At 69.3% G+C, this 24,883-nt stretch carries 20 protein-coding genes and 1 pseudogene; 8 read left to right on the plus strand and 13 right to left on the minus strand.

Annotated features, from left to right (window positions below; all coding sequences use genetic code 11):
• Positions 1 to 15: 15 nt before the first annotated feature.
• Positions 16 to 2,103: an excinuclease ABC subunit UvrB gene (gene uvrB, locus AB0305_RS03225; protein WP_364137457.1), complete on the minus strand. Its 2,088-nt coding sequence runs from the start codon at positions 2,101 to 2,103 to the stop codon at positions 16 to 18.
• Between the two features lie 40 nt (positions 2,104 to 2,143).
• Complete coding sequence (coaE, locus tag AB0305_RS03230; RefSeq protein ID WP_364137459.1) at positions 2,144 to 3,385, minus strand: dephospho-CoA kinase; 1,242 nt, start codon at positions 3,383 to 3,385, stop codon at positions 2,144 to 2,146.
• A 22-nt stretch (positions 3,386 to 3,407) separates the two neighbouring features.
• Here coaE and AB0305_RS03235 point away from each other — a divergent pair, with 22 nt between their 5' ends.
• The 3 genes from AB0305_RS03235 to AB0305_RS03245 all read left to right on the plus strand — a co-directional run bounded on the left by AB0305_RS03235 (position 3,408) and on the right by AB0305_RS03245 (position 5,209).
• A complete protein-coding gene (locus AB0305_RS03235) occupies positions 3,408 to 4,106 on the plus strand; it encodes a YigZ family protein (protein ID WP_364137461.1) in 699 nt (232 codons plus the stop codon).
• Complete coding sequence (locus AB0305_RS03240) at positions 4,090 to 4,653, plus strand: GNAT family N-acetyltransferase (protein WP_364137463.1); 564 nt, start codon at positions 4,090 to 4,092, stop codon at positions 4,651 to 4,653. Before AB0305_RS03235 ends, AB0305_RS03240 begins: the two co-directional genes overlap by 17 nt.
• Before the next feature lie 124 nt (positions 4,654 to 4,777).
• Positions 4,778 to 5,209, plus strand: coding sequence for a DUF1810 domain-containing protein (locus AB0305_RS03245; RefSeq protein WP_364137465.1), 432 nt, complete (start codon positions 4,778 to 4,780; stop codon positions 5,207 to 5,209).
• A gap of 82 nt (positions 5,210 to 5,291) precedes the next feature.
• On the opposite strand, the gene rpsA is transcribed toward AB0305_RS03245, so the two are convergent.
• The 3 genes from rpsA to polA all read right to left on the minus strand — a co-directional run bounded on the left by rpsA (position 5,292) and on the right by polA (position 11,296).
• Positions 5,292 to 6,773, minus strand: coding sequence for a 30S ribosomal protein S1 (gene rpsA / locus AB0305_RS03250; RefSeq protein WP_290257943.1), 1,482 nt, complete (start codon positions 6,771 to 6,773; stop codon positions 5,292 to 5,294).
• 269 nt (positions 6,774 to 7,042) lie between these two features.
• Positions 7,043 to 8,341, minus strand: a complete 1,299-nt coding sequence (locus AB0305_RS03255; RefSeq protein ID WP_364137467.1) for a GNAT family N-acetyltransferase — start codon at positions 8,339 to 8,341, stop codon at positions 7,043 to 7,045.
• Positions 8,342 to 8,434: 93 nt separating this feature from the next.
• Complete coding sequence (gene polA / locus AB0305_RS03260) at positions 8,435 to 11,296, minus strand: DNA polymerase I (RefSeq protein WP_364137469.1); 2,862 nt, start codon at positions 11,294 to 11,296, stop codon at positions 8,435 to 8,437.
• Here polA and AB0305_RS03265 point away from each other — a divergent pair.
• On the plus strand, positions 11,295 to 11,783 hold the full coding sequence (locus tag AB0305_RS03265) for a hotdog fold thioesterase (RefSeq protein WP_364137471.1): 489 nt from the start codon (positions 11,295 to 11,297) through the stop codon (positions 11,781 to 11,783). The two genes, polA and AB0305_RS03265, sit on opposite strands and share 2 nt — an antisense overlap.
• A 30-nt stretch (positions 11,784 to 11,813) precedes the next feature.
• Here AB0305_RS03265 and AB0305_RS03270 read toward each other — a convergent pair whose 3' ends face one another.
• From AB0305_RS03270 to AB0305_RS03300, 7 genes are all read right to left on the minus strand, one after another.
• Complete coding sequence (locus tag AB0305_RS03270; RefSeq protein ID WP_364137473.1) at positions 11,814 to 12,362, minus strand: dihydrofolate reductase family protein; 549 nt, start codon at positions 12,360 to 12,362, stop codon at positions 11,814 to 11,816.
• 74 nt (positions 12,363 to 12,436) lie between these two features.
• Complete coding sequence (locus AB0305_RS03275) at positions 12,437 to 12,658, minus strand: hypothetical protein (RefSeq protein WP_364137475.1); 222 nt, start codon at positions 12,656 to 12,658, stop codon at positions 12,437 to 12,439.
• On the minus strand, positions 12,659 to 13,870 hold the full coding sequence (locus AB0305_RS03280) for an inorganic phosphate transporter (RefSeq protein ID WP_364137477.1): 1,212 nt from the start codon (positions 13,868 to 13,870) through the stop codon (positions 12,659 to 12,661).
• Positions 13,871 to 14,083: 213 nt separating this feature from the next.
• On the minus strand, positions 14,084 to 14,764 hold the full coding sequence (locus AB0305_RS03285) for a hypothetical protein (protein WP_364137479.1): 681 nt from the start codon (positions 14,762 to 14,764) through the stop codon (positions 14,084 to 14,086).
• A 74-nt stretch (positions 14,765 to 14,838) separates the two neighbouring features.
• Positions 14,839 to 15,708: a universal stress protein gene (locus AB0305_RS03290; protein ID WP_364137481.1), complete on the minus strand. Its 870-nt coding sequence runs from the start codon at positions 15,706 to 15,708 to the stop codon at positions 14,839 to 14,841.
• A gap of 245 nt (positions 15,709 to 15,953) precedes the next feature.
• The gene (locus AB0305_RS03295) at positions 15,954 to 17,270 is read right to left on the minus strand and encodes an erythromycin esterase family protein (protein ID WP_364137483.1); all 1,317 of its coding nucleotides are present in this window, start codon (positions 17,268 to 17,270) and stop codon (positions 15,954 to 15,956) included.
• A complete protein-coding gene (locus AB0305_RS03300; protein WP_364137485.1) occupies positions 17,267 to 18,649 on the minus strand; it encodes an MBL fold metallo-hydrolase in 1,383 nt (460 codons plus the stop codon). Before AB0305_RS03300 ends, AB0305_RS03295 begins: the two co-directional genes overlap by 4 nt.
• A 262-nt stretch (positions 18,650 to 18,911) precedes the next feature.
• On the opposite strand from AB0305_RS03300, the gene AB0305_RS03305 reads away from it, so the two are divergent.
• Both AB0305_RS03305 and AB0305_RS03310 read left to right on the plus strand, forming a co-directional pair.
• The gene (locus tag AB0305_RS03305; RefSeq protein ID WP_364137486.1) at positions 18,912 to 20,675 is read left to right on the plus strand and encodes a long-chain-fatty-acid--CoA ligase; all 1,764 of its coding nucleotides are present in this window, start codon (positions 18,912 to 18,914) and stop codon (positions 20,673 to 20,675) included.
• Positions 20,676 to 20,805: 130 nt separating this feature from the next.
• Positions 20,806 to 23,163: an FdhF/YdeP family oxidoreductase gene (locus AB0305_RS03310; RefSeq protein WP_364137488.1), complete on the plus strand. Its 2,358-nt coding sequence runs from the start codon at positions 20,806 to 20,808 to the stop codon at positions 23,161 to 23,163.
• A gap of 79 nt (positions 23,164 to 23,242) precedes the next feature.
• Here the strand turns inward: AB0305_RS03310 and AB0305_RS03315 are convergent, their stop codons facing one another.
• Entirely contained in the window at positions 23,243 to 23,560 is a 318-nt protein-coding gene (locus tag AB0305_RS03315; protein ID WP_290257957.1) for a DUF6457 domain-containing protein, read from the minus strand.
• A 148-nt stretch (positions 23,561 to 23,708) separates the two neighbouring features.
• Between AB0305_RS03315 and AB0305_RS03320 the strand changes: the two genes are divergently transcribed.
• Both AB0305_RS03320 and AB0305_RS03325 read left to right on the plus strand, forming a co-directional pair.
• Entirely contained in the window at positions 23,709 to 24,329 is a 621-nt protein-coding gene (locus tag AB0305_RS03320) for an L-threonylcarbamoyladenylate synthase (protein WP_364137490.1), read from the plus strand.
• 47 nt (positions 24,330 to 24,376) lie between these two features.
• Positions 24,377 to 24,826, plus strand: a pseudogene (locus AB0305_RS03325) (GNAT family N-acetyltransferase); the annotation flags it as partial.
• Positions 24,827 to 24,883: the final 57 nt, after the last annotated feature.

The raw sequence follows: 24,883 nt of genomic DNA on the forward strand, positions 1-24,883 counted from the left end.
GCCTCCCAGTTTACCTCAGGCGTGACCTGCCGACTGCATCTGCCGGAGCTCCTTCTTGAGGTCGCCGACCTCGTCCCGGAGCCGGGCGGCGAGCTCGAACTGCAGCTCGCCGGCGGCGGCGTGCATCTGCTCGGTGAGCTGTTCGATCAGGCCCACCAGGTCCTCCGCGGGCGCCGCGGCGAGGCCGTCGGCGCGGACCTTCGCTCCGCCCTTGCCGCCGTTCTTGCCCTTGCCCTTTCCGGCGCTGGCGAGCAATTCGCGGGTGTCCGCATCCTCCTTGGCCAGCTGGTCCGTGATGTCGGCGATCTTCTTCCGCAGCGGCTGCGGGTCGATGCCGTGGTCCTTGTTGTAGGCAACCTGGATGGCGCGGCGGCGGTTCGTCTCGTCGATGGCCTGCGCCATCGAGTCGGTGATTTTGTCCGCGTACATGTGCACCTCGCCGGAGACGTTACGCGCGGCACGGCCGATGGTCTGGATCAGTGAGGTGGCGGAGCGGAGGAAGCCTTCCTTGTCCGCGTCCAGGATGCTGACCAGGGACACCTCGGGCAGGTCGAGGCCCTCACGAAGCAGGTTGATGCCGACGAGGACGTCGAACACGCCCATCCGCAGCTCGCGCAGCAGCTCGACGCGGCGCAGCGTGTCGACGTCGGAGTGCAGGTACTCCACCTTCACGCCGTGGCCCACGAGGTAGTCGGTGAGGTCCTCGGCCATGCGCTTGGTCAGCGTGGTGACCAGGACGCGCTCGTTCTTGGCCGTGCGGGTCTTGATCTCGCCGAGCAGGTCGTCGATCTGGCCCTTGGTGGGCTTCACGATCACCTCGGGGTCGATGAGGCCCGTGGGGCGGATGATCTGCTGGACGAAACCATCCGCCTTGCCGAGTTCATACTTGCCCGGCGTGGCCGAGAGGTACACGGTCTGGCCGACGCGTTCGAGGAACTCGTCCCACTTCAGCGGCCGGTTGTCCATGGCGGAGGGCAGCCTGAAGCCGAAGTCCACCAGGTTCCGCTTGCGGGACATGTCGCCCTCGTACATGGCGCCGATCTGCGGCACCGTGACGTGGGATTCGTCGATGACCAGCAGGAAGTCGTCCGGGAAGTAGTCGAGGAGGCAGTGCGGGGCGGTGCCCGGTTCACGGCCGTCGATGTGGGCGGAGTAGTTCTCGATGCCGTTGCAGAACCCCATCTGCTGCATCATTTCCAGGTCGTAGGTGGTGCGCATCCGGAGACGCTGGGCCTCGACGAGCTTGTTCTGGCTCTCCAGGACCTTGAGCCGGTCGGCGAGTTCGTCCTCGATCCGCTTGATGGCGCGGCCCATCCGCTCCGGCCCGGCGACGTAGTGCGAGGCGGGGAAGACGTACATCTCATCCTCGTCGCGGAGCACCTCGCCGGTGAGCGGGTGCAGGGTCTGGATGTTCTCAATCTCGTCGCCGAAGAACTCGATCCGGATGGCCAGTTCCTCATACATCGGGATGATCTCGACGGTATCGCCGCGGACCCGGAAGGTGCCGCGGTGGAAGTCGATATCGTTGCGCGCGTACTGCATCGAGACAAACTTCCGCAGCAAATCATCGCGGTTCATCTCGGCGCCCCGGCGGAGCGTGACCATCCCGGAGATGTACTCTTCCGGCGTGCCGAGGCCGTAGATGCAGGAGACGGTGGCGACCACGATGACGTCGCGCCGGGTCAGCAGCGCGTTGGTGGCCGAGTGCCGGAGCCGTTCGACCTCCTCGTTGATGGAGGAGTCCTTTTCGATGAAGGTATCCGTCTGCGCGACATAGGCCTCGGGCTGGTAGTAGTCGTAGTAGGAGACGAAATACTCGACCGCGTTATTGGGCAGCAGTTCGCGGAACTCATTGGCCAGCTGGGCGGCGAGGGTCTTGTTCTGGACCAGCACCAGGGTGGGCCGCTGGACCTGCTCGATCAGCCAGGCCGTCGTCGCGCTCTTACCGGTACCGGTGGCGCCCAGGAGCACCACGTCCTTCTCGCCGTTGGTAATCCGTTCGGTGAGTTCGGCGATCGCCGCGGGCTGGTCACCGGCGGGCTTGAACTCGCTGATGACTTCGAAGGGCGCCACGACACGGTTGATTTCCTGGGCAAGGCTCATGAATCTAATTTACCGCCGGGCACCGACAGGAACAGCCGATTCAGCTTTGGGCGGTACGGCCGCCCCCGGGGAGGCCGTACGACGGCGGCTGCCAGCCGGTGCGGGCCGCCCACTCCTCCATCCGGGGAACGGCGTATGCGGTCAGCCAGTTCTCCTTGTCCGCGGCGTACCCGGCGGTCGACCGGTCCACCTCGTGCAGGCGCGCGGCGCGGCGCTTCTCCGCGAGGTAGGCCGCGCGGGCACCGTCGTCGTCGCGCAGCCAGTCGCGGAAGCACAGCGCGAACCGCCAGCCCGGGGAGCCGGCGGCCCGGAGGTGGAGGTTCACGGCCCGGCCGGGGTCGGCGCTGCCGTGCAGTCGCTTCCCCCACTGGCCGGGGTCCGCGTCCGCGGGTTTGGGGTGGTCGGCGAGGACGCCCGGCCAGACCGGGAAACCCGCGCCGGTCAGGGCGGCTGCCAGCCGGTCGGCGGCGGCCATGTCCGCGACGCCCAGCTGCAGGTCCAGCACGTCCTTGGCCGCCAGACCGGGCACGGCGGTGGACCCCACGTGGTCCAGCGTCAGGGCCTCCTCCCCCGCCGCCACCCGGAGCCGGGCGATGATCCGGGCGGCCTGCGCCGGCCAGTCCGGGTTGGCAGGGGTCAGCGCGGGGCCACCGGTGCGGGCCGCCACGCGGCGCCGGTTGAGGTTGTCGGCGTAGGGGGTGAGGCGGAACTTCCAGAGCCGGTCCACGGCGTCCCGGAGTTCGTCCTTGGAGCCGGCGTTCTCGAGCACGACGTCGGCGGCGGCCAGGCGTTCCTCCCGGCCGGCCTGCGCGGCGATCCGGCTGAGGGCCTGATCCTCGGTCATCTTCCGGTGCTCCACCATCCGCCGGACCCGGACGGGTTCGGGCGCGTCGACCACCACCACGAGGTGGAAGTGGGCGCCCTGCCCCGTCTCCACCAGCAGCGGGATGTCCTGGACCAGCACGGCGCCGGCGGGGGCCGCGGCGGTGAGGGCCGCGGCCCGTTCCCGCACCAGCGGGTGGATGATGCCGTTGAGCACGGCGAGCCGCTCCGGATCGCCGAACACGAGGGCGCCGAGGCGGGGCCGGTCCAGGCGCCCGTCGGGTCCCAACACCGCGGAGCTGAACGCCTCCACCACCTTCGCGAGCCCCGGCGTGCCCGGCTCCACCACTTCCCTGGCCAGCGCGTCGGCGTCGACCAGGACGGCGCCGAGCTCGCGCAGCCGTGAAGCCACCACTGACTTTCCCGAGGCGATCCCGCCGGTCAAACCGATCTTCAGCACACCTCAAGACTAAACTGAACGGGTGCCTGACGACGCCGAATTCCAGGAGAGCCGGGCCACCGCCTACACCGTCCCCGCCGGTCCGGAGTTCCGGCACGAGCTGGAGATCAAGCGCTCACGCTTCATCACGGTGATCGCCCGCACCGCCGACGAGGACCAGGCCCGGGCCGTGGTCGCCGGGCTGCGGCGGGAATTCCACGACGCGCGGCACCACTGCTCAGCGTTCGTGCTGGGCCCCGACCGGGACGTCCAGCGTTCCAGCGACGACGGCGAGCCGTCCGGCACCGCCGGAATCCCGATGCTGGAGGCGCTCCTGAAACGCGAAACCGTCCCGGGCGCCGCGGACCTCAGCGACGTCACCGCCGTCGTGGTCCGCTACTTCGGCGGTATCCTGCTGGGCGCCGGCGGCCTGGTCCGCGCCTACTCCGAATCGGTGTCCGCCGCCCTGGACCTGGCGCCAATGGTGCGCCGGCAGCGGCTCAGGACCTGCTCCGTCGCCGCGCCGCACGCCACCGCCGGAAGGCTGGAGAACGACCTCCGCGCCGCCGGGTTCGTGATGACGGAGGCCGCCTACGAGCAGCACGCCACCGTCTTGCGGCTGGCGCTGCCGGACGATCCCGCCGGGCTGGACCGGGCCGCGGAGCGGGTGGCCGCCCTCACCGCCGGCGGGGCCTCCCTGCAACCGGGCGGGACGGAGTGGGTCGATGTCCCGCTCCCCTGACGCCGCAGAGCCGACCGACGTGCCGCCCATTGACCTGGCACCCATCGACGTAGCACTTCTCGACGTTACGGAGGCCGTGCTGAAGCGGCTGCTGGCCGTCGCTCAGGACGATGCGGACGCCGACGAGGTAACCCCACCGGGGGGCGGGTCTCCGGGCTGGAATGCGGACCGCGTCCGATGGTTCCGCGCCTACCACCGGGCCGCGGCAGCCGGGCTGGAGGGGCCGGCCCGGGAGAAAACCTGGGCGGTCACGGCGGGAGGTACGCTTGCCGGTGCCGTCCGGCTCAAGGCTGTGTCTGTCCCGGGGACCGCCGGGGGCTCCCTGGTGCTTGAAACCGGGATCTGGCTGCGCCGGAGCCTGCGCGGCCGGGGCATCGGCCGGGAGGCATTGCGGCTGGTCACGGTGCAGGCGGCGGCCACAGGGGCCGCGGTCCTCACGGCGGACACCGCCACCGTCAACGCCGCGGCCCGGTCCCTGCTGGCGGGCCTTGGTGCGACGCTCGCCGACGACGGCACCCGGGTCACGGCCCGGATCCCGCTCCCCTAGGATCTCAACCCATCTGACTGGCAGCTGAGGCCGTTGTGAGCATTGATAACGGCCTCAGCTGCGAGTCACTTGGGTGTGCCACGATGGGAGGAAACAGCCGAGGGCAAAGGACGGGAGCAGCGGCATGAGCGGCAACTATGACTTGGAGCGGTTCGTGACGGCGCAGGACTCTGGCGGCACCTACCGGCAGGCGCTGGCCGAGCTGGAGGCCGGGGCCAAGCGCAGCCACTGGATGTGGTTCGTCTTCCCGCAGGTCGCCGGCCTGGGCATGAGCGCGACGTCGCGCATGTATGCCATCGCGTCGCTGGACGAGGCCCGCGCCTATCTGGCGCATCCGGTGCTCGGCCCCCGGCTGCTGGAGTGTGCCCGCGCCGTGCTCCAAGTCGACGGCCGCAGCGCCGTGCAGATCTTCGGCGGCATCGACGCCCGCAAGCTGCAGTCCTCGGCGACCCTGTTCCTCCGGGCCGATCCCGGGCAACCGGAATTCCAGCAACTGCTCGACCGGTATTTCGACGGCACGGCGGACGACGCCACGGACCGGATCCTCGCCGGCTGAAGACGCCACTTAAACCACCAAGGGCCCCTGCATGGTGCAGGGGCCCTCGGTGTGTGGCCCGGGAAACCCGGGCCGCTGGCAATTAGTTGCCGGTCAGCTTCTCACGCAGGGCGGCGAGAGCCTCGTCGGAAGCGAGCGTGCCGCCACCGGTGTTGGACTCGGACGCAGCCGGCTCCGAGGAGTAGCTGGTGGTGCCGGAGTCGCTGTCACCGGACGTCGCAGCAGCGGCGTCGTCGGCAGCGTGCTGGGCAACCTGCTTCTTGTGGGCTTCCCAACGGGTCTGGGCGTCAGCGTACTGCTGCTCCCAAGCGGCGCGCTGGGTCTCGTAGCCCTCGAGCCACTCGTTGGACTCCGGGTCGAAGCCCTCCGGGTACTTGTAGTTGCCCTCTTCGTCGTACTCTGCGGCCATGCCGTACAGAGCCGGGTCGAATTCGGTGCTGTCGGCGTCGACGCCCTCGTTGGCCTGCTTGAGGGACAGCGAGATGCGGCGGCGCTCGAGGTCGATGTCGATGACCTTGACGAAGAGCTCGTCGCCAACGGAGACGACCTGCTCGGCCAGCTCAACGTGGCGCACGGCGAGCTCGGAGATGTGGACCAGGCCTTCGATGCCGTCTTCGACGCGAACGAACGCACCGAACGGAACGAGCTTGGTGACCTTACCCGGAACAACCTGGCCGAGGGCGTGGGTGCGGGCGAAGGTCTGCCACGGATCTTCCTGCGTAGCCTTGAGCGACAGGGAAACGCGCTCGCGGTCCAGGTCGACCTCGAGAACCTCGACGGTGACTTCCTGGCCGACTTCGACAACCTCGGACGGGTGGTCGATGTGCTTCCAGGACAGCTCGGAAACGTGAACCAGGCCGTCGACGCCGCCCAGGTCCACGAAGGCACCGAAGTTGACGATCGAGGAAACGACGCCGGGACGGACCTGGCCCTTTTCCAGCTTGTTGAGGAACGTGGAGCGGACCTCGGACTGGGTCTGCTCGAGCCATGCACGGCGGGACAGCACCACGTTGTTGCGGTTCTTGTCCAGCTCGATGATCTTGGCTTCGATCTGCTGACCGATGTACGGAGCGAGGTCGCGCACGCGGCGCATCTCGACGAGGGATGCGGGCAGGAAGCCGCGCAGACCGATGTCGAGGATAAGACCACCCTTGACAACTTCGATGACAGTACCGGTGACGACGCCGTCTTCTTCCTTGACCTTCTCGATGTCGCCCCAGGCACGCTCGTACTGAGCACGCTTCTTGGAGAGGATCAGACGGCCTTCTTTGTCTTCCTTGGTGAGCACCAGGGCTTCGACCTGATCGCCAACGGAGACAACGTCTCCGGGGTCAACGTCGTGCTTGATGGACAGCTCGCGGGAGGGAATGACACCTTCGGTCTTGTAACCGATGTCGAGCAGGACTTCGTCGCGGTCGACCTTGACGACGGTGCCTTCAACGAGGTCTCCGTCGTTGAAGTACTTGATGGTCGCGTCGACAGCTGCGAGGAAATCCTCAGCGGACCCGATGTCGTTGATCGCGACGACAGGGGTACCGGACTTCTCGGTAGAGGTGATGGTCATGTAGTAGGGGCTCCGTTGTGGATAGTGAGTCGGTCAGGCAGACCGTCCAGCCCGCATCGGCGACACGGGGAGAAAGCACGGCAGATCGCGGGCGATCTGCCGGGTCATCCTGATTCTGTGGATTTGGTTGCGCACACGTAGTACACGCCCGCTTAGTCTAGTGCCATCCGCCAAGCCCGGTCAAAGCGCATGCGGGCGCGGCGCAGCCCGGCACCGGGCGGGTGCCGGGCTGCGCGAGATCCTGAACAGCCCCTCCACGGGCGGCCCGCTTAGAAGTGCGTGAGGCAGTGCGGGGGGCGTTCGACGGCGAACATCCGGGCGGCGCGGAACGCGGCCGACGGCGTGAGCTCCCGGATCCGGCCGGCGGCCGCGAGGGTGACCGGGTTGACGCCGCCGACGAACATCGAGGACAGGTCGGCGATGTCCAGTTCCAGGTCCGCGGGCAGGTCAGCGCCCTGCCCGGTAACGTCGGCGACCGTGGCGGTCCCGCCGTCGACGTCGAGGGCGAACGTGCCGCCGGCGATCCCAAGGCCGTCGGCGACCGCCAGCACCAGGCGGCCGTCGGCCGGGTAGTGCCGGGCCGCCAGGGCCCGGGGCACGTCCAGGATGCGCAGCCAGAGCATGTCGCGGGGTTCCGAGGCCTCCACGCAGCGGGGGTCCTTGAGCGCCCACGGCAGCGGGTCGTCCACGGGAGCCTCCTGCCACGTGACGCGCTCCACGAGGTCGATGGCGCCGAGGTACTGCCACAGTTCCAGGTAGGCGTCACGGGTGGCGGCCACCAGGTCCACGACCTCCATGGTGGCCGGCGTGCTGGACCAGCCGCCGAACTTGTACGAGACGTACCCGTCCACGGTCCCGTCCGGGCCATAGTGCAGCGCGGTCTTGATCTTCGGGTCCTCGTTGGCTTCCCGGCTGACCTCACCGGAGACGAACTGCCGGTAGAACTCATGCCGGCCCACGGAGCCGGGCGTCTGGCGGTGGACCCGGTCGAAGATCTGCGGGGCGAGCTCCAGGAGAACCTTGGGATCGGCGACCTCCACGCTGCCCACGGGCACGTGGTTGAGGACGAAGCGCGCGCTGGTGTCCACCTTGATGGACTGTTCCGCCGTGGCGACCCCGTAGCCGAAGCGGCCGTAGATGGACGCCTCCGAGGCGGTCAGCGCCGCCACGGCGAAGCCTTCCTTCCGGGCGAGTTCCATTTCCTGCACCATCATGCGGCGCAGCAGCCCGCGCCGGCGGTGCGAGGTCCGGACCGTCACGGCCGTCACCAGCCGCGCGTCGAGCAGGCGCCCGAACCCGATGTTGAGCGTTTTGTTCATGGTGCCGAAGGTGGCCACCGGGATGTCGGCGTCGAGCGAGTGCGCGGCGACCCGGCCGGTCTGGTAGGCGCCGGTCATCACCCGGCCGTCGGTCCGCTGCATGGCGATGCCGCGGTCCACGCGTTCCTCCGTGCGGCGGTCGTCGTGGAAGCCGAAGGCGACGGCGCGCATCCAGGCAACCGCCTCCGGGTAGGCCGTCTCGCCCTTGGCCGCGGGCGTGAACCGCCGGATCTCATACTGTTCTGACACGTGCTACTCCCCCTGATGACTGTGTGAAACGTAAACCCGGCGTTCGCCTGCCGGTGGCTGCCTGACGGTGGCCGGCTGCCCCCGGCGCTCCGGCTAGTGTCCGGCCTCGTACCAGCTGGTGCCGATGCCGATCTGGACCTCCAGCGGCACCGACAGCTCCGCGGCGGCGCCCATCTGCTCGGTGACGAGCTTCTCGACGGCGTCGCGTTCGCCGGCGGCGACTTCCAGGACCAGTTCATCATGGACCTGCAGCAGCATCCGGGATTTCAGCCCCTGCTCCGCCAGGGCCCCGGAGACGCCCAGCATGGCGCGCTTGATGATGTCCGCCGCGGAACCCTGGATGGGCGAGTTCAGCGCGATGCGTTCGGCGTTCTCGCGCAGTTGCCGGTCCGTGCTGGTCAGGTCCGGCAGGTACCGGCGCCGGCCCTCGATGGTGGCCGTGTAGCCGTCCACCCGCGCCTTCTCCACCACGCCGCGGAGGTAGTCGCGGACGGCGCCGAACCGGTCGAAGTAGTCCTTCATCAGGGTCCGGGCCTCGTCCACGGAGATCTCCAGCTGCTTGGACAGGCCGAAGGAGGTCAGCCCGTACGCCAGGCCGTAAGACATGGCCTTGACCTTGGAGCGCATGGCGCTGGTGACCTGGTCCGTGGGGACGTGGAAGATGTTTGAGCCGACGAAGCGGTGCAGGTCCTCGCCGTCCTTGTACGCCTGGATCAGGCCGGCGTCGCCGGAGAGGTGCGCCATGATGCGCATCTCGATCTGCGAGTAGTCGGCGGAGAGCAAGCACTCATACCCGTCGCTGACCACGAAGATGCCGCGCACGCGCCGGCCCTCCTCGCTGCGGATCGGGATGTTCTGCAGGTTCGGGTTGTTCGAGGAGATCCGGCCGGTGGCGGCAACGTTCTGCGCGTACGTGGTGTGGATCCGGCCGTCCTCCGCCACGGACTTCTTCAGCGACTCGAGCATCTGCCGGAGCTTGGAGGATTCGCGGTGCGCCATCAGCTGGACCAGGAACTCGTGCCCCGTCTTCTCCAGAAGGTTTTTCAGCGACGCGGCGTCCGTGGTGTACCCGGACTTGATCTTCTTGGTCTTGGGCAGGCCGAGTTCCTCGAACAGCACCGTCTGCAGCTGCTTGGGCGAGCCGAGGTTCACCTCGTGGCCGATCGCGGCGAAGGCCTGCTGCTGGGCGTTGTCGATCACCCGGGCCAGGTCGGAGAGCTGCTCGTCCATGCGCTGCATGTCGATGCCGATGCCCGCGAGTTCCATGTCCGCCAGGACGCGGCTGACCGGCAGTTCCAGGGTGGTCAGCAGGTCCAGGGCGCCGCGGTCCTTGAGTTCGTCTTCGAAGAATCGGCTTAGGGCCTGGACGACGGCGGCGACGTGCACCAACGCGCCAGCCGAGGCCTCGTCGTCGCCGTCGAACGCCAGCTCCAGCTGCCCCGCCTTCGCCTCTTCCTTAGAGACGGTGAGGTTGAGGTGGTGCTGGGCCAGTTCGGCGAGCTCGTAGCTGCGGCGGTCCGGCTGGATGAGGTAGCCGGAGATGGCCGTGTCATCGACCACGCCGTCCAGCTCCATGCCGCGGGCGGAGAGCGCCTTGAGGGCACCCTTGAACCCATGCATCACCTTCGCGGCCGAGGGGTCCCGGAGCCAGGCGGCGAGGATGTTCTCGGTGTCGGCGTCCTGGGTGGTGAGGTCGAGGTAGACGGCGGATTCGCCGTGGACGATCGCGACGGCGGCCGCGTCCTCGCCGATCCGGCCGGGGACCAGGTCCACGGCGACGGCGGCGCGCTTGCCCTGCGTGCCGGCGAGGAATGCGGCGAGTTCCTCGGCCGTGGCCGGGACGGTGTAGTCCGGGGTGGCCAGGGTTTCGCGTTCGGCCTCGGTGACCTCGCTGCCGTAGAGGGCGAAGAGCCGGGTGCGGATGGTCTTGAATTCGAGGGTGTCGAAGAGTTCCTCGAGCGCGCCCTGGTCCGGCCTGGGATCGGCGAGCTCCTCGAGCGTGACGGGCAGTTCCAGGTCGGTCCGCAGCCGGTTGAGCTTGCGGTTGCGCTTGACGGCGTCGACGTTCTCCCGGAGGGCGTCGCCGACCTTGCCACCGATCGAGTCGATGTTCTCCAGCACGCCCTCGAGGCCGCCATAGAGGTTGATCCACTTGGCCGCGGTCTTGGGTCCGACGCCGGGGACGCCGGGAAGGTTGTCGGCGGTTTCGCCCACCAGGGCGGCCAGGTCGGAGTACTGGGCGGGGCTGACGAAGTACTTCTCCTGGATGGCTTCCGCGTCCATCCGGGGAATGTCGCTGACGCCCTTGCGCGGGTAGAGAACGAAGACGTTGTCGGTGATGAGCTGGAACGCGTCACGGTCACCGGATACCAGCAGGACCTCGAAGCCAGCCGCTTCGCCCTGGGCGGCGAGGGTGGCCAGGATGTCGTCCGCTTCCCAGCCCGGCAGCTTGATGGTCTTGATGCCCCAGGCGCCCATGACCCTATCGATCAGGTCGATCTGCCCGCTCATTTCGCGCGGGGTCTCGTTGCGGCCGCCCTTGTAGCCGTCGTATTCGGCCTTGCGGTGGGTGGTGTCGTCGGAGACGTCGAAGGCGACAGCGATGTGCGTGGGCTTCAGCTCCTTGATCAGGTTGATCAGCATGGAGGTGAAGCCGTGGATGGCGTTGGTGTGCTGGCCGGTGGCCGTGGAGAACTTGTCCGCGGGCAGCGCGAAGAACGCGCGGAACGCCATGGAGTGGCCGTCGAGCACCAGGAGCCGGGGCTGGTCCGTGATCGGGATGACGGGGGCTTCGGTGGCCGAGGGGTGGTCGGCGAGGCTGTGGCCGGCCGCCTTGGCCGGGGCCTTCCCGGCGGGGCTCTCCGCCGCCGGTGCGGCTGGCTGAAGGGTGTCCACTGCGGACGCGGAAGGGGCCGGTTTGGTAGTTTCGCTCACAGGTGCCAGCCTAGTTGGCATGATCGACAATTTCACGCCGGCCCCGTACGCCGCCGAACTGGAAGCCGCCGGCATTCCCGCGGAACTGCATGGCTGGCTGGGCCGGATGGGCGTCGGGTCCCTGGTGGTGAAGATGGGTATCAAGTTCGTGGAGCTCAGCCCGGAACGCACCGTGGCCACCATGCCCGTGGAGGGCAACACCCAGGTGGCCGGGATCCTGCACGGCGGAGCCCATGTGGTGCTCGCCGAGACCCTGGGGTCGTTCGCCGCGGCCATGCACGCCGGCCCGGGCCGGCACGCGCTCGGCGTCGACGTCGGCGCGACGCACCACCGGTCGATAGCCTCCGGCACCGTGACGGGAACGTGCACGGCCATCCACCTGGGCCGCACCCTCACCACGCACGAGATTGTCATGACGGACGAGCAGGGCCGCCGGCTCTCCACCGCCCGCATCACCAACCTGTTGCGCGACAACGCCCCCGACACCGCCGTCGACCCGGCCCAGTAGCCGCCGGGCAGGTCGGCTCGGCCGGTCGGCTCAGGAACGGGCGGGCAGCCGGTATCGCAGCTCTACCACGCCCCGGCCCATCGTCCGGGATTCCAGGAGCTCCAGCGGCGCCGTCGGACCGGCGAGGGGCAGCAGCGGTTTGCCCCGGCCCAGGACCACCGGGATGACGGAGAGAATCAGCTCGCCCAGGAGCCCGGCGTCGGCGAACTGTGCGGCGAGCACTCCCCCGCCCACCACCCAGACGTTCCGGCCCTTTGCCGCGGAGCTGAGGTCGTCGGCGAATTCGGCGACGGGACCCCGCACGAAGGTGATGTCCGCCCCGGGCACGTGCCCGAGTTCGTGGTGGGTGAAGACCCAGCACGGGATGCCGGGGTACGGCCAGCCCTCGGACAGGTGGTCCAGCAGCCACGCGTAGGTCCCGCCGCCCATGACGACGCACCCGACGCCGGCGAGGAACGCATCGTAGCTCTCGGCGCCGCCGTCGAACCCGTCGAACTGCAGCAGCCAGTCGAGGCCGTCCGCGTCCGTGGCGATGTAGCCGTCCAGGGATGCCGCGACAAAGTACTGGAAGTCAGCCATGGGCCCAGCCTAGCCAAGGGCCCGCCGGGTTCCCAGCCCCGCGGGGGCCCGGACCCCGCCGCTACTTTGAGCCGCTACTTGGAGAAGTAGGGAATGATCAGGTACAGCCCGGCCAGGACGGCGATGCCGCAGAGGCCGAAGCAGGCGTAGGACAGCGGCCGGACCCAGCCGGGCTGCTCGGTCCTGCTGTCGCCGGCGATGGCCGTGAGCCGCACCCCGAGTGAGTACAAAACGGTGATGAGCACCGCGGCGACGAGGGTCGCGCCGGCCACCTGGAAGAGTTCAAGCCATTTCATTTACTTACGGCCACCTTTGGACTTGTTGCCGCGGCTGACGGCTGCTGCCTTCTTCTTCGCGAACCGGATGGCCTGGCCGGCCTCTTCGACCTCGACGGCGTTGTGGCTGCCGACGTGGGACTTCCGGGAGGCGACGAACATGTAGACCACCGCGGCCGTGCCGGCGACGGCGGCGATGATGAACCCGACCGTTCCGGTGTGCACCAGCAGGGCGGTGAGGGCGCCGACGATGCCGGCTGCGGGGAGGGTGAAGAGCCAGCCAATGACGATCTTGCCGGCGGTGCCCCAGCGCACGGTGGTGCCGCGGCGGCCCATGCCGGAGCCGATGACGGAGCCAGAGGCCACGTGCGTGGTGGAAAGCGCGAAGCCCAGGTGCGAGGAGGCCAGGATGGCGGCGGCGGTGCTGGTCTCGGCGGCGAAGCCCTGCGCGGGCTTGACCTCGGTCAGGCCCGAGCCCATGGTGCGGATGATCCGCCAGCCGCCGGAATAGGTGCCGATGGCGATGGCGAGGGCGCAGGCAGCGATCACCCAGAGCTGGGGTCCGGTGCCCGGTGCCTGGCTGCCGGCGGCGATGAGGACCAGGGTGATGATGCCCATGGTCTTTTGGGCGTCGTTGGTGCCGTGGGCCAGGGCCACCAGGCTGGAGGTGAAGATCTGGCCGGTGCGGAAGCCGCCGCGCTTCTGGGTCAGCTTGCTCCCGGTCTCAGGATCGTGCCGGGCGGTCAGGGCGTAGGCCAGCCGGGTGCAGATGTAGGCGACGATCGCGGCGATCACCGGCGCAAACACGGCGGGCAGGAGCACCTTCTGCAGGACGGAGGTGAAGTTGACCGAGTGCAGCCCGATGCCGGCGATGGCGGCGCCGATGAGCCCGCCGAACAGCGCGTGCGAGGAGCTCGAGGGCAGGCCCTTGAGCCAGGTGATCATGTTCCAGAGGATCGCGCCCATGAGGCCGGCGAAGATGATTTCCGGGGTGATCTGGATGCCGTCCGAGCCCTCACGGATGATGCCGCCGGAGACGGTCTTGGCCACCTCGGTGGACAGGAACGCGCCCACGAGATTCAGCACCGCGGCGAGTGCGACGGCGGTGCGGGGCTTGATGGCACCGGTGGCGATGGGCGTGGCCATCGCATTGGCGGTGTCATGGAACCCGTTTGTGAAGTCGAAGAACAGCGCCAGTGCTATGACTAGCGCCACCATTACGGTGATTTCCACCTGTTGCCCAATCTGCAGAGTCGACGGTCAGCAGTTTCATTCCCCGTGGCGGCCTTGTCATTCACTGTTCACCCGCCGTTTGGCAGGTGCCACTTGCGCGGTTCACCAAAGCTGTCCTGAAACCCTATAGATCGTACGTGCCAACGGGGGCACGGCAAAACAGCGGGAAAGCCTGCCCCGGCACCCGGGGGCGGCCGAAGCGGCGCCGCCCGCTCAGGGGCGCGGGAGGTCTTCGCTCGTCCCGGCGTCGAGGGCGACGGCGATCCTGGCCTCCAGGGCCGCCGTCGTCGCGTCCGGGAGCACGATCAGCCCGTCCAGTTCCCGCCGCGCCCGCTTGTACGCCGTCTGCCGTTCGGCCGGGGTGGACCCGGCGTCGGAGGCGATCCGGAGCAGTTTCCGGGCGGTGGCGAGCCGGTCGCGTTCCGGGCCGGTGAACTTGCTGTCGCGGATCCGCCTGGCCTCGCGTTCGGCGACGTCGAAGGCCACCTCGAAGGCGTTGACGGCGTTCCGGTACTCGGCGAGCCGGGCGGCGGCCGGCGGCTCCGTTCCCGCCGGGCGGAGGCCGTCCGCGTCCCGCTTGGCGCGCAGGAACGCCACCGTGAGGGGTTCCCGGACGTCCGTCATGGCGGGGAAGTCGATGAGTTTGCCGACGTCGAGCTCATAGTCCAGCCAGCGGCGGTTGACGGCGTCATGGGCGTCCAGGACCTGCTGCACCTCCGCCCGGCTGCTCTGCTCCGCCTCGGCCTGCCGGTTCTTCAGCTGGTACAGCTCCACCCGGCGCCGGTGCCGCCGTTCGGCGGCCTTCCGCCAGGCGCCGGCCCAGCTGCCGCCCAGGGCGCTGAGCGGGAACACGAGCCACCAGTAATGGCCCACGAAGGTCAGTATCGAATCCACCGCCCCATCCTCGCACCGGCCCGGACACGGGAAAAGCCCCCTCCGTGGAGGGGGCTTCCCGTCGGCAGGACCGCTCAGTCGCCGTGCTTGACCTTGTGGACCCGTGTCACGACGGTGGGACACGGGACATTCAGGAGCACCGCGTGTGCGGTCGAGCCGAGCACCAGCCGGGAGAAGCCGCCGCGTCCGCGGCTTCCGATCACCAGCAGGCGCGCCTCCCCCGCCAGGTCCGAGAGGGCCTTCGCGGGGTCGGTGTCTGTTTCCAGGCGCTGATGGACCACCAGGTCCGGGTACTTGTCGTGCAGCCCGGCGACGGATTCGGCCAGCACCACCCGGTCCTCCTCGACGATCGTCTCGGCCAGTCCGCTCTCGGGCAGTTGCCGTTCCACCCAGCGGGCCGGGTTCCGGAACGCGAGGACCGCGGTCAGTTCGTCGCCGCCGCGGTCCGCCTCGGCGGCGGCGTAGGCCACGGCCTGCAGGGATTCCTCGGAGCCGTCGACGCCGACCACCACGCCCCGGTTGCCGGTGCCGCGCTGGGTGGGGATGACCGCCACCGGGCATTCGGAGGCGGACGCCACCTGCAGCGCGCGGTCCGTCATGGGGCCGCCGTCGAGCCAGTGCTTGTCGTGGCCGCCCACCACCACGAGGGCGGCAGACTGGGACGCCTCGCGCAGCGCCGCGCCCGGGCTGCCGTGCCGCAGTTCGGTGTCGACCGTGACGTCCGGGGCCTGCTTAGCGGCGGCGGCCTTGGCCTTCTCCAGCAGCTCCATCCCGGACTGGCGGATCAGCTCGTGGTACTGGAAGTCCGGGGACATCCAGCGGTCGTCCACGGCGTGGACGCAGAGGACCGGGGCGTTGTCCGCGGCGGCCCGTTCCAGCGCCCAGGCCAGCGCGGCGTCGCTGCCCGCGGACCCGTTGACGCCGACGACGATTGGTTTACTCATGCTGATCGCTCTTTTCCGTCGTAGGCCAGGCTGGCCGCCCCGCCGCGGCGGTCCCGGCAGCGCACCCTTCTGTGACCGCTGCGCCCGGACGCCGCACGAGCCGCTGCCGTGGCCGCTGCTGTCTGGCATGACGCGCCGGCCGCCCCTGGGAGCCGCCGACACCTCAGTGTGTCCCGGGTCCGCGGGGCGGGTTAGGGCCTTAAGCCCCGCACCTTTTCGGGGCAGGCACGCCGCTGCGGCAGGGGCTAAAAGCCGCTGGGCTCGGTCTCGAATTCGGGTTCGCGCGGCGGTCCCTCGTGGTGGACCGGCCGGACGGCGGAGGTCTCCTCGAGCCAGATCAGGGCGTCGTAGCGGTCCCCCATCCGTGTGGGCACGTAATTGCCGCGCTCGCGCTCCGGGTTGTAGACGACGCCGATCGCCCGGTGCCCCAGCCAGGTGCCCAGCCACGGGCCGGTGCGGTCCTCGCCGAAGTCCAGCACCGCGGGCACACCCAGCGCCTCGTGCAGGAACGCCTCGTGGCTGTCCGGCCGGGCGACCGGGACTTCCAGGATCCGTTCCGGGGTCCCCCAGGCCCCGGCGGCCAGCACGGTGCCGCGGTGGCCGGCGAAGCCCACCAGCGCCACCCCGTCGGCGGCGTGCCGCTCCCGCAGCAGTTGCCCCACGTTGACCAGCCCGTCCACCGCCATGTCCGTGGCCCGCGCGTCGCCCACGTGCGTGTTGTGGGCCCAGACGATGCCGCGGGACTCCGGCCCCAGGTGGTGGCTCAGCCGGTCGATGCTGTCCGCCATGTGATGGTCCCGGACATTCCAGGACTGCCGGTCGCCGCGGACCATGATCCGGTAGTAGTGCTCGGCGTTGGCGGCGACCTCCGCGTTCTGGACGGCGTCGAACGCGTCGTCGTCCTCGTGCTCCGCGGCGTCGAAGGCCCGGGCGCGGATCTCCCGAAGAAGGGCGACAACGTCGGCCTCGCAGGACTGCGGGACCAGGCGCGTGCTCCACGCGTACTGGTGCGGGTCCTCGTGGTGGGGCAGGAAGCACTGCCAGGCGCGCATCGCCGCGGGGACGGCGTCGGGCTGGTGGGCCTGGAGCCAGGCGATGATCTCCCGCAGCGAGTCCCAGAGCGAGTACACGTCCAAGCCGTAGAAGCCCACGCGCCGGGACAACGGCCGGTGCAGGTTCCAGGTCCGCAGCCAGTCCAGGAACGCCGCCACCTCCTCGTTCGCCCACATCCAGGTGGGCCAGCGCTGGAACCCCGCCAGCAGCGAATGCACGCCCTGTTCCGCCCCCGTGATGCCGCGCACCCACTGGTTGATCCGCCAACAGTCCGGCCAGTCCCCCTCCACCCCGATCCAGGTGTAGCCCAGCTCCTCGATCAGCCGGCGGCTCAACGTGGCCCGCCAGGTATAGAAGTCATGCGTGCCGTGGGAGGCCTCCCCGATGGCGGTGAACCGGCAGTCCGCCGCGCGCCGGACGACGGCGTCGAGGTCCCGGTCGCTGCGCAAAGGCCGGGCCAGGGCGTGGATCTCACTCAACACCGCCGAGCGGGTGACCTGCGCGCTCACCGCGGGTTCCCCAGGTCGACCCGTTCCAGGTACTCCGGAACCCGGGCCCGCCAGCCCAGCTCCCGTTTGATCCGCAGCCGCAGGGCGTCTGCGGCGTCCGGCTCGCCGTGGGTGACGTAGGCGATGCGCGGGGCCCGCGGCGCGGCCTTCATCCAGGCGATCAGCCCGTCGGTGTCCGCGTGGGCGGAGAGGTTCTCCATCTGGATGACCTCGGCCCGGATGGTCAGGTCCTCGCCGTAGACCCGCACGTTGCGCTCGCCGGCGGCGAGCGCCGCTCCCCGGGTCCCGCCGGCCTGGTAGCCGCTGAGGACGACGGCGTTCTTCGGGTCCGTCCCGTACGCCGCGAGGTGGTGCAGCACCCGGCCGCCGGTGAGCATGCCGCTGGCGGAGATGATGATCATCGGCCCGCCGCGCAGGTTTAGCAGCTTTGAGTCGTCCACGCTGCGGGTGAAGGTGGCCACGGTGTACATGCCCCGGTACTCCTCGGGCCGGAGCCGGTGTTCCTCCGGGTGGCGCTGGTACATGTCCGAGGCGTCGATGGCCATGGGGCTGTTGAGGTAGATGGGGATGTCCGGGATGGCGTTCTTCCGCCGCAGCCTGGAGAGGTAGAGCATCAGGGTTTCAGCGCGGCCGACGGCGAACGCGGCGAACAGGACCACGCCCCCGCGTTTGGCTACCCGCCGGACGATCTCCCCCAGCTGCTCTTCCGGGTCCGCCTCCGCGTGTTTCCGGTTCCCGTAGGTGGATTCGGTGACCAGGACGTCCACATCTCCCAGCGGCCGGGGCGGATACATGAACGGATCATCGCTCCGGCCCAGGTCCCCGGTGAAATGGAGCGACTGCGAGCCGAACCGGACGTGCACCTGGGCGGCGCCCAGGATGTGGCCCGCCGGCACGAACGTCAACTCCATGCCGCCGCCGAGCTCCAGCGGGTCATCGAACTCCCTGACCTTGAAGCTGTTCAGCGACCTGACCGCGTCCGCCGCCGTATAAAGCGGGAGGGCCGGCGAGTGGCTGGCCGACCCCCGGTGGGTCGCGTACTTGGCCTCCTCCTCCTGGAGGTAGCCGCTGTCCGGCAGGATCAGCTTGCACAGTTCGGTGGTGCCGTCGGTGGCGTAGACGGGCCCCTTGAAGCCGTCCCGGACCAGGGCCGGGACGTAGCCCGTGTGATCCAGGTGGGCGTGGGTGAGGACGACGGCGTCGATAGTGTGCGGCGGGACGGGAAACGGGGTCCGGTTGCGTTCCCTGCTCCGCTTGTAGCCCTGGAACAGCCCGCAGTCCACCATGACGCGGCGGCCGCCGGATTCGAGCAGGTACCGGGAACCGGTCACGGTGTCTGTCGCACCGAGGAACCGCAGGGAAGGCCGGTCGTGTGTCATGGTGCGTTCCGTTCCCGAGTCCGTCACCCCCACCTTCCGCGCAATCGCCCACGCTCCCTAGGGCCGAAAGTCACGGCGCCGCGGCGCCCCTCGCCACCGTGCGGACAGCCCGCCGTGACCGCCCACTGGGAGCGCCCATCGCTCCGGGACCCGGTACCGGGCAGTAGGCTTTTTCGGGGCGGCCGACTTGTCCCGCAGCCGCCGCGAACCACTGCCCCGACCCGTCAGCGGCCGGACCCCCTCCCCACGGCAAGGACCAGGCATGAAGCAGAAGAATCTCCCGGAACCACAGGTGCCGGGCCTCCCGTGGGCGGACCGCCCCTGGACCGCCCTCTACAGCGACGGCGTTCCGGCCGACCTGGTGCTGCCCACCGGGTCGCTGGTGGACATGGTGGAGGCGTCCGTTCGGCGCTACGGCAGCCGGACGGCGCTGGAGTTCTTCGGTGCGCGGACCAGCTACCGGGAGCTCGGCGCGCAGATCAACCGTGTGGCCGCCGGGTTGCAGAAGCTGGGGGTGGCCGCCGGGGACCGGGTGGCCCTGGTCCTACCCAACTGCACGCAGCACGTCATTGCTTTCTACGCGGTGCTGCGCCTGGGCGCCGTCGTCGTCGAACACAACCCCCTGTACACGGACCGCGAGCTGCGCCATCAGTTCGAGGACCACGGCGCCACCGTCGCGATCGTCTGGGACAAGGCCGTGGACCGGGTGCTGCGGCTGCCGGCGGACATCGGCGTCCGCACCGTGGTGTCGGTGGAGCTGATCCCGGCCATGCCGCTGGGCAAACGGCTGGCGCTGCGGCTTCCACTGCCCTCCGCACGGAAGGCACGCGCCGCCCTGGCCGCCGGGAAGCCGGCGCGCGGAACCCGGGCCGCCGTCGTTCAACGGCAGGTGCTGCCATGGCACCGGCTGCTGGACGCCGGGCGGCTCAAGCGGCGCCACCAGCGGCCCGCGCCCGGGGACCTGGCGGTCCTGCAATACACCAGCGGCACCACCGGCGCACCGAAGGGTGCCATGCTCACGCACGCGAACCTGCAGGCCAACGCCGCGCAGGGCCGCGCCTGGGTACCCGGCCTCCAGGACGGGAAGGAAACCGTCTACGCCGTCCTGCCGATGTTCCATGCCTACGGGCTCACGCTCTGCATGACCTTTTCGCTGAGCATCGGGGCGCGGCTGGTGCTCTTCCCGAAGTTCGACGCCGGCCTGGTCCTGAAGGCGCACCGGCGCTCGCCGGCGACGTTCCTGCCCGCCGTCCCGCCGATCTATGACCGGCTCGCCGCGGAGGCAGCCCGCCGGGGCGTGAGCCTGCGGGGCATCCGGTACTCCATCTCCGGAGCCATGAACCTCCCGGTGGCCACGGTGGAGACCTGGGAAAAGGCCACCGGCGGGTACCTGATCGAAGGCTACGGCCTGACCGAGACCTCGCCGATCTCCGTGGGCAACCCCTTCGGCCCGAGCCGCAAGCCCGGCACCGTGGGGGTCCCCTTCCCGCTCACCGACATCCGCGTGGTCGATCCCCGGAACGTCGCCGTCAACCGGGCGCCCGGCGAACAAGGCGAACTGCTGATTCGCGGCCCGCAGGTCTTCGCCGGCTACTGGAACCGCCCGCAGGAGACCGAGGAGGCCCTGCTGGAGGGCGGCTGGTTCCGGACCGGTGACATCGTCTCCGTCGACAAGGACCACTTCGTGACCATCAGGGACCGGATCAAGGAGCTGATCATCACCGGCGGCTTCAACGTCTCGCCCACCGAGGTGGAGGACGTCCTGGCCAGGTTCCCCGGCGTCGCGGAGGTCTCCGTGGTGGGCGTCCCCCGGCCCGGCGGCGGCGAGGACGTGGTGGCCGCCGTCGTGCCCGACGCCGGCGGCGCCGTGGACCCCGGCGCCCTGCGGGACTTCGCGCGGGAACACCTGGCCGCGTACAAGGTGCCGCGGCGGGTGGTGGTCATGGAGCGGCTCCCGCGCTCGCTGATCGGTAAGGTCCTGCGTCGGGAGATCCAGGCGACGCTCGCCGAACGCGCGGCCGAATAGCCCGCCCCCGCCGATTCCCCGCGGCGCTCCGGTCCGGCTGAGAGTCGTGTCTCACGTAGGCGGGTAGGGTGCGTAGAGGAGTTGTGCCCGCCGCCGGGCTAACGGCGGCGTCTGCAGAAGGGAAGTTGTCGTGGCTCGCAAGACACCTGAGGTACAGGAACCGAACGAAAAGGACCTGGAGGTCGGCGACCGGCCCAAGCACTGGGCGGCCGGAGTTCCCGGCGTCTACCACTCCATGGAGCCGGCAATCAAGCAGATGGGTCCCAACCGGACCCGCAAAACGGTCCTCAAGATGAACCAGAAGGACGGCTTCGACTGCCCCAGTTGCGCCTGGCCGGACCCGCACCACCGCAAGGCGTTCGAGTTCTGCGAGAACGGCGCCAAGGCCGTCACCTGGGAGGCGACGCCGCTGGTGATTCCGTCGTCGTTCTGGTCCGAGCACTCGGTCAGCGAACTGCGCGACCGGTCCGACTACTGGCTCGGCATGCAGGGCCGCCTCACCGAACCGGTGTTCAAGGCCGCCGGCGAAGACCACTACAGCCCCGTCTCCTGGGATGAGGCAATCCGGATCGTCACGGACAAGCTCCACGGCCTGGGTTCCCCGGACGAGGCGTCCTTCTACACCAGCGGCCGCACCTCCAACGAGGCGGCCTTCCTCTACCAGCTGCTGGTGCGCGGCTACGGCACCAACAACCTGCCGGACTGCTCCAACATGTGCCACGAGTCCTCCGGCTGGGCGATGGGCCAGACCATCGGCATCGGCAAGGCGACCGTGAACTTCGACGACTACGCCGACGCCGACCTGATCATCATCATGGGCCAGAACCCGGGTACCAACCACCCGCGCATGCTGACCGAGCTGGAGAACTGCAAGCACAACGGCGGCGAGATCGTGGCCGTGAACCCGCTCCCGGAGGCCGGGCTGCACCGCTACAAGAACCCGCAGAAGGTCCGCGGCGTGATCGGCCACGGAACCTCCATCGCCGACCAGTTCATGCACATCCGGATCGGCGGGGACATGGCCCTGCTGCAGGCCGTCTCCAAGCGCGTCCTCGACGCCGAGGCCCGCAACCCCGGGACGGTCCTGGACCATGCGTTCCTGGCCGAGCACTGCGAGGGCCTGGACGAACTGAAGGAACACCTCGCGCAGCTGGACGAGCGGGAGGTCCTGGAGGCCACCGGGCTGCGTTCCGAGGAGATCGACGAGCTGGCCGCCCGGTACCTGAAGGCGGACAAGGTCATCATCACCTGGGCCATGGGCGTCACGCAGCAGAAGAAGGGCGTGGCCACCATCAAGGAGATCATCAACCTCCTGCTGCTGCGCGGCAACATGGGCAAGCCCGGGGCCGGCGCCTCCCCGATCCGCGGCCACAGCAACGTCCAGGGTGACCGGACCATGGGTATCTGGGAGCAGATGCCGCAGTCCTTCATGGAGGCGCTCGGAAAGGAGTTCGACTTCGAGCCGCCGCGCGAACACGGCGTGGACGCCGTCGAAACCATCAACAAGATGCGCGAAGGCGAGATCAAGTTCTTCATGGCGATGGGCGGTAACTTCGTGGCCGCCGTCTCGGACACCAACGCCGCGGAGGCCGCCATGGCCGGCACGGAGATGACCGTACAGGTCTCCACCAAACTCAACCGCTCGCACGTGGTGACCGGCGCCGAGGCGCTGATCCTGCCCACGATGGGCCGGACCGAGATCGACATCCAGGAATCCGGCGAGCAGTTCGTTTCCGTTGAGGACACCGTCTGCGCCGTGCACCCCTCGTGGGGCAGCGTGGAACCGGTCTCCCACCACCTGCTCTCCGAACCCGCGATCCTCAGCCGCCTGGGCAAGGCCCTGGTGGGCGACAGGATCGCGGCGGACTGGGACGGCTTCGAGAAGAACTACGATCTGATCCGCGACCACATCTCCCGGGTGGTGGGCGGCTGCCAGGACTACAACGAGCGGATCCGCCAGGAAGGCGGCTTCATCCTCGAGAACGGTCCCCGCGATTCGCGCACCTTCGCCACGCCCACGGGCAAGGCCGTGCTGACGGTGAACTACCTCGAACACGTCGAACGCCCCGAGGGCACGCTGATCCTGCAGACCATGCGCTCCCACGACCAGTTCAACACCACCATCTACGGGCACAACGACCGGTACCGCGGCATCAAGAAGGGCCGCCACGTGGTGTTCGTCAACCCGGACGACATCGCCGAGCTGGGGCTCACGGACGGTCTGTACGTGGACATTCACGGCGTGCACGACGACGGCGAGGAGCGCGTGTTGCGCAAGTTCCGCGTGGTCTCGTACCCGACGTCGCGCGGCTGTGCCGCAGCGTACTACCCGGAGGCCAATGTCCTGGTGCCGCTGAACCACACCGCGGAGGGAAGCAACACGCCCATCTCGAAGGCCGTCATCGTGCGGCTCGAAGCCAGCGCGGACCAGCAGCCGGACGGCCCGGGACGCCTGCACGCCGCCCCCGGCGTGACGGTGTCCGCCTAGCATCTCTCCGGAAAAGCCGGCAGGCCGCGTCCCCTCGGGGATGCGGCCTGCCGGCTGTTGCCTGTGCGTTTTGTGCGGGCTACTGGGCCCGTTTGGTCCAGCCCTTCTCGTCCGGGCCGCCCTCTTCGCCGTGCTCGCACAGCTCGATCACCTTGTCCGCGGCGGCCGTGACGGCCTCGTCGACGCTCTTGCGCCCGTGGGTGGACGCCGTTCCGGCGGCGAAGCCGACGATGAAGGCGCTGACGGCGTCGGCGTGCGGACCCACCGCCTTGACCGATTCGTCGGCGAGCTGCACGAGCTTCTCGTGGTCCACCTCCAGGTCGAGGATCTGCAGGGCCTGGATCAGACGCGCGCTCCAGTGCCGCAGTGAGCTGTCTTCATCCCGGGGCAAAGTCATGTACTACTCCTCTTCGTCGGTGCTGCATCGGTGCGTCCGTCGCGCGGTGTCCCTCAAGGGGTAGCACCGATCCGGGCCCAAATGAAACGCGACACAGCCGCCGGGCCGGAATGGATGTGCCCCGCGCGGCCGGGCGTAAGCTCATGCCATGGCGAGATTCTTCGATGTCCACCCCGACAACCCGCAGCCGCGTTCCATCACCCAGGTGGTGGAGCTGCTCAAGTCCGGGGGCCTGATCGCCTACCCGACGGACTCCTGCTACGCCCTCGGCGCGCAGCTGGGCAACCGGGAGGCGCTGGACCGGATCCGGGCCATCCGGCACCTGAACGACAAGCACCACTTCACCCTGGTCTGCAAGGACTTCGCGCAGCTGGGTCAATTCGTCCAGATCGACAACGACGTCTTCCGGAGCATCAAGGCGGTGACCCCCGGCAGCTACACCTTCATCCTGCCGGCCACCAAGGAGGTCCCGAAGCGGCTGCTGCACCCGAAGAAGAAGACCGTGGGGGTGCGAATTCCGGATCACACCGTGGTCCAGGCCATCCTGGCGGAGCTGGGCGAACCGCTGCTCTCCAGCACGCTGCTGCTGCCGGACGAGGAGGAGCCGCTGACGCAGGGCTGGGAGATCAAGGAGCGGCTGGACCACGTGGTCGACGCCGTCATCGACTCCGGCGAGTGCGGCGCGGAGCCCACCACCGTGATCGACTTTTCAGGCGGTGCCGCCGAGGTGGTCCGCCGCGGCATGGGTGACCCGTCCCGCTTCGAGTAGCCGCACGGGTCCACAGGGTTACACCGCGGCCCGGCTAGGATCGGGGCATGGCCCGGCTTACCGTACCCGACAACACGTATCACGCCTCCTGGCTGGAGGCCTTTGCCGAGTTCGACGGCGCGCACCAGGATGGCGGCGGGATAGAGCATCGGCCCGACGCGGACCTGGCGGGTTCCGCCGCGTTCGCCGATTTTGTGGAGGCTCTGCGCCGGGACGCGCGACCGGGGACTCCGCGGAAGCCCGGCTACGTGCCCTGTACGTATCTCTGGATTGTCGAGGGCAGCGAATTCCTTGGCTCCCTGGCGGTCCGCCACCACCTGAACGAATTCCTCCTCAACGAGGTGGGGCACATCGGCTACAGCGTCCGCCCGTCGGCGCGGCGGCGCGGTCATGCCGCCGGAGCCTTGGCGGAGGCGCTGCCGATCGCCCGCGGCCTGGGAATCGATCGGGCACTCCTGACCTGCGACGAGGACAACGCGGGCTCCCGCGCCACGATCGAAAAGAACGGCGGCGCCTACGAGGACACCCGGAACGGCAAGCGCCGCTACTGGATC

The organism is Arthrobacter sp. NPDC080086 (assembly GCF_040702285.1).

Bases quoted from the DNA above. Each gene is read 5' to 3' on its own strand.
- AB0305_RS03240 (WP_364137463.1), top strand. From the start codon at position 4,090: ATGTCCCGCTCCCCTGACGCCGCAGAGCCGACCGACGTGCCGCCCATT.
- AB0305_RS03290 (WP_364137481.1), bottom strand. From the start codon at position 15,708: ATGAGTAAACCAATCGTCGTCGGCGTCAACGGGTCCGCGGGCAGCGAC.
- AB0305_RS03305 (WP_364137486.1), top strand. From the start codon at position 18,912: ATGAAGCAGAAGAATCTCCCGGAACCACAGGTGCCGGGCCTCCCGTGG.
- AB0305_RS03300 (WP_364137485.1), bottom strand. From the start codon at position 18,649: ATGACACACGACCGGCCTTCCCTGCGGTTCCTCGGTGCGACAGACACC.
- AB0305_RS03265 (WP_364137471.1), top strand. From the start codon at position 11,295: ATGATCGACAATTTCACGCCGGCCCCGTACGCCGCCGAACTGGAAGCC.
- rpsA (WP_290257943.1), bottom strand. From the start codon at position 6,773: ATGACCATCACCTCTACCGAGAAGTCCGGTACCCCTGTCGTCGCGATC.
- AB0305_RS03275 (WP_364137475.1), bottom strand. From the start codon at position 12,658: ATGAAATGGCTTGAACTCTTCCAGGTGGCCGGCGCGACCCTCGTCGCC.
- AB0305_RS03320 (WP_364137490.1), top strand. From the start codon at position 23,709: ATGGCGAGATTCTTCGATGTCCACCCCGACAACCCGCAGCCGCGTTCC.
- uvrB (WP_364137457.1), bottom strand. From the start codon at position 2,103: ATGAGCCTTGCCCAGGAAATCAACCGTGTCGTGGCGCCCTTCGAAGTC.
- polA (WP_364137469.1), bottom strand. From the start codon at position 11,296: ATGCCAACTAGGCTGGCACCTGTGAGCGAAACTACCAAACCGGCCCCT.
- AB0305_RS03270 (WP_364137473.1), bottom strand. From the start codon at position 12,362: ATGGCTGACTTCCAGTACTTTGTCGCGGCATCCCTGGACGGCTACATC.
- AB0305_RS03245 (WP_364137465.1), top strand. From the start codon at position 4,778: ATGAGCGGCAACTATGACTTGGAGCGGTTCGTGACGGCGCAGGACTCT.
- AB0305_RS03315 (WP_290257957.1), bottom strand. From the start codon at position 23,560: ATGACTTTGCCCCGGGATGAAGACAGCTCACTGCGGCACTGGAGCGCG.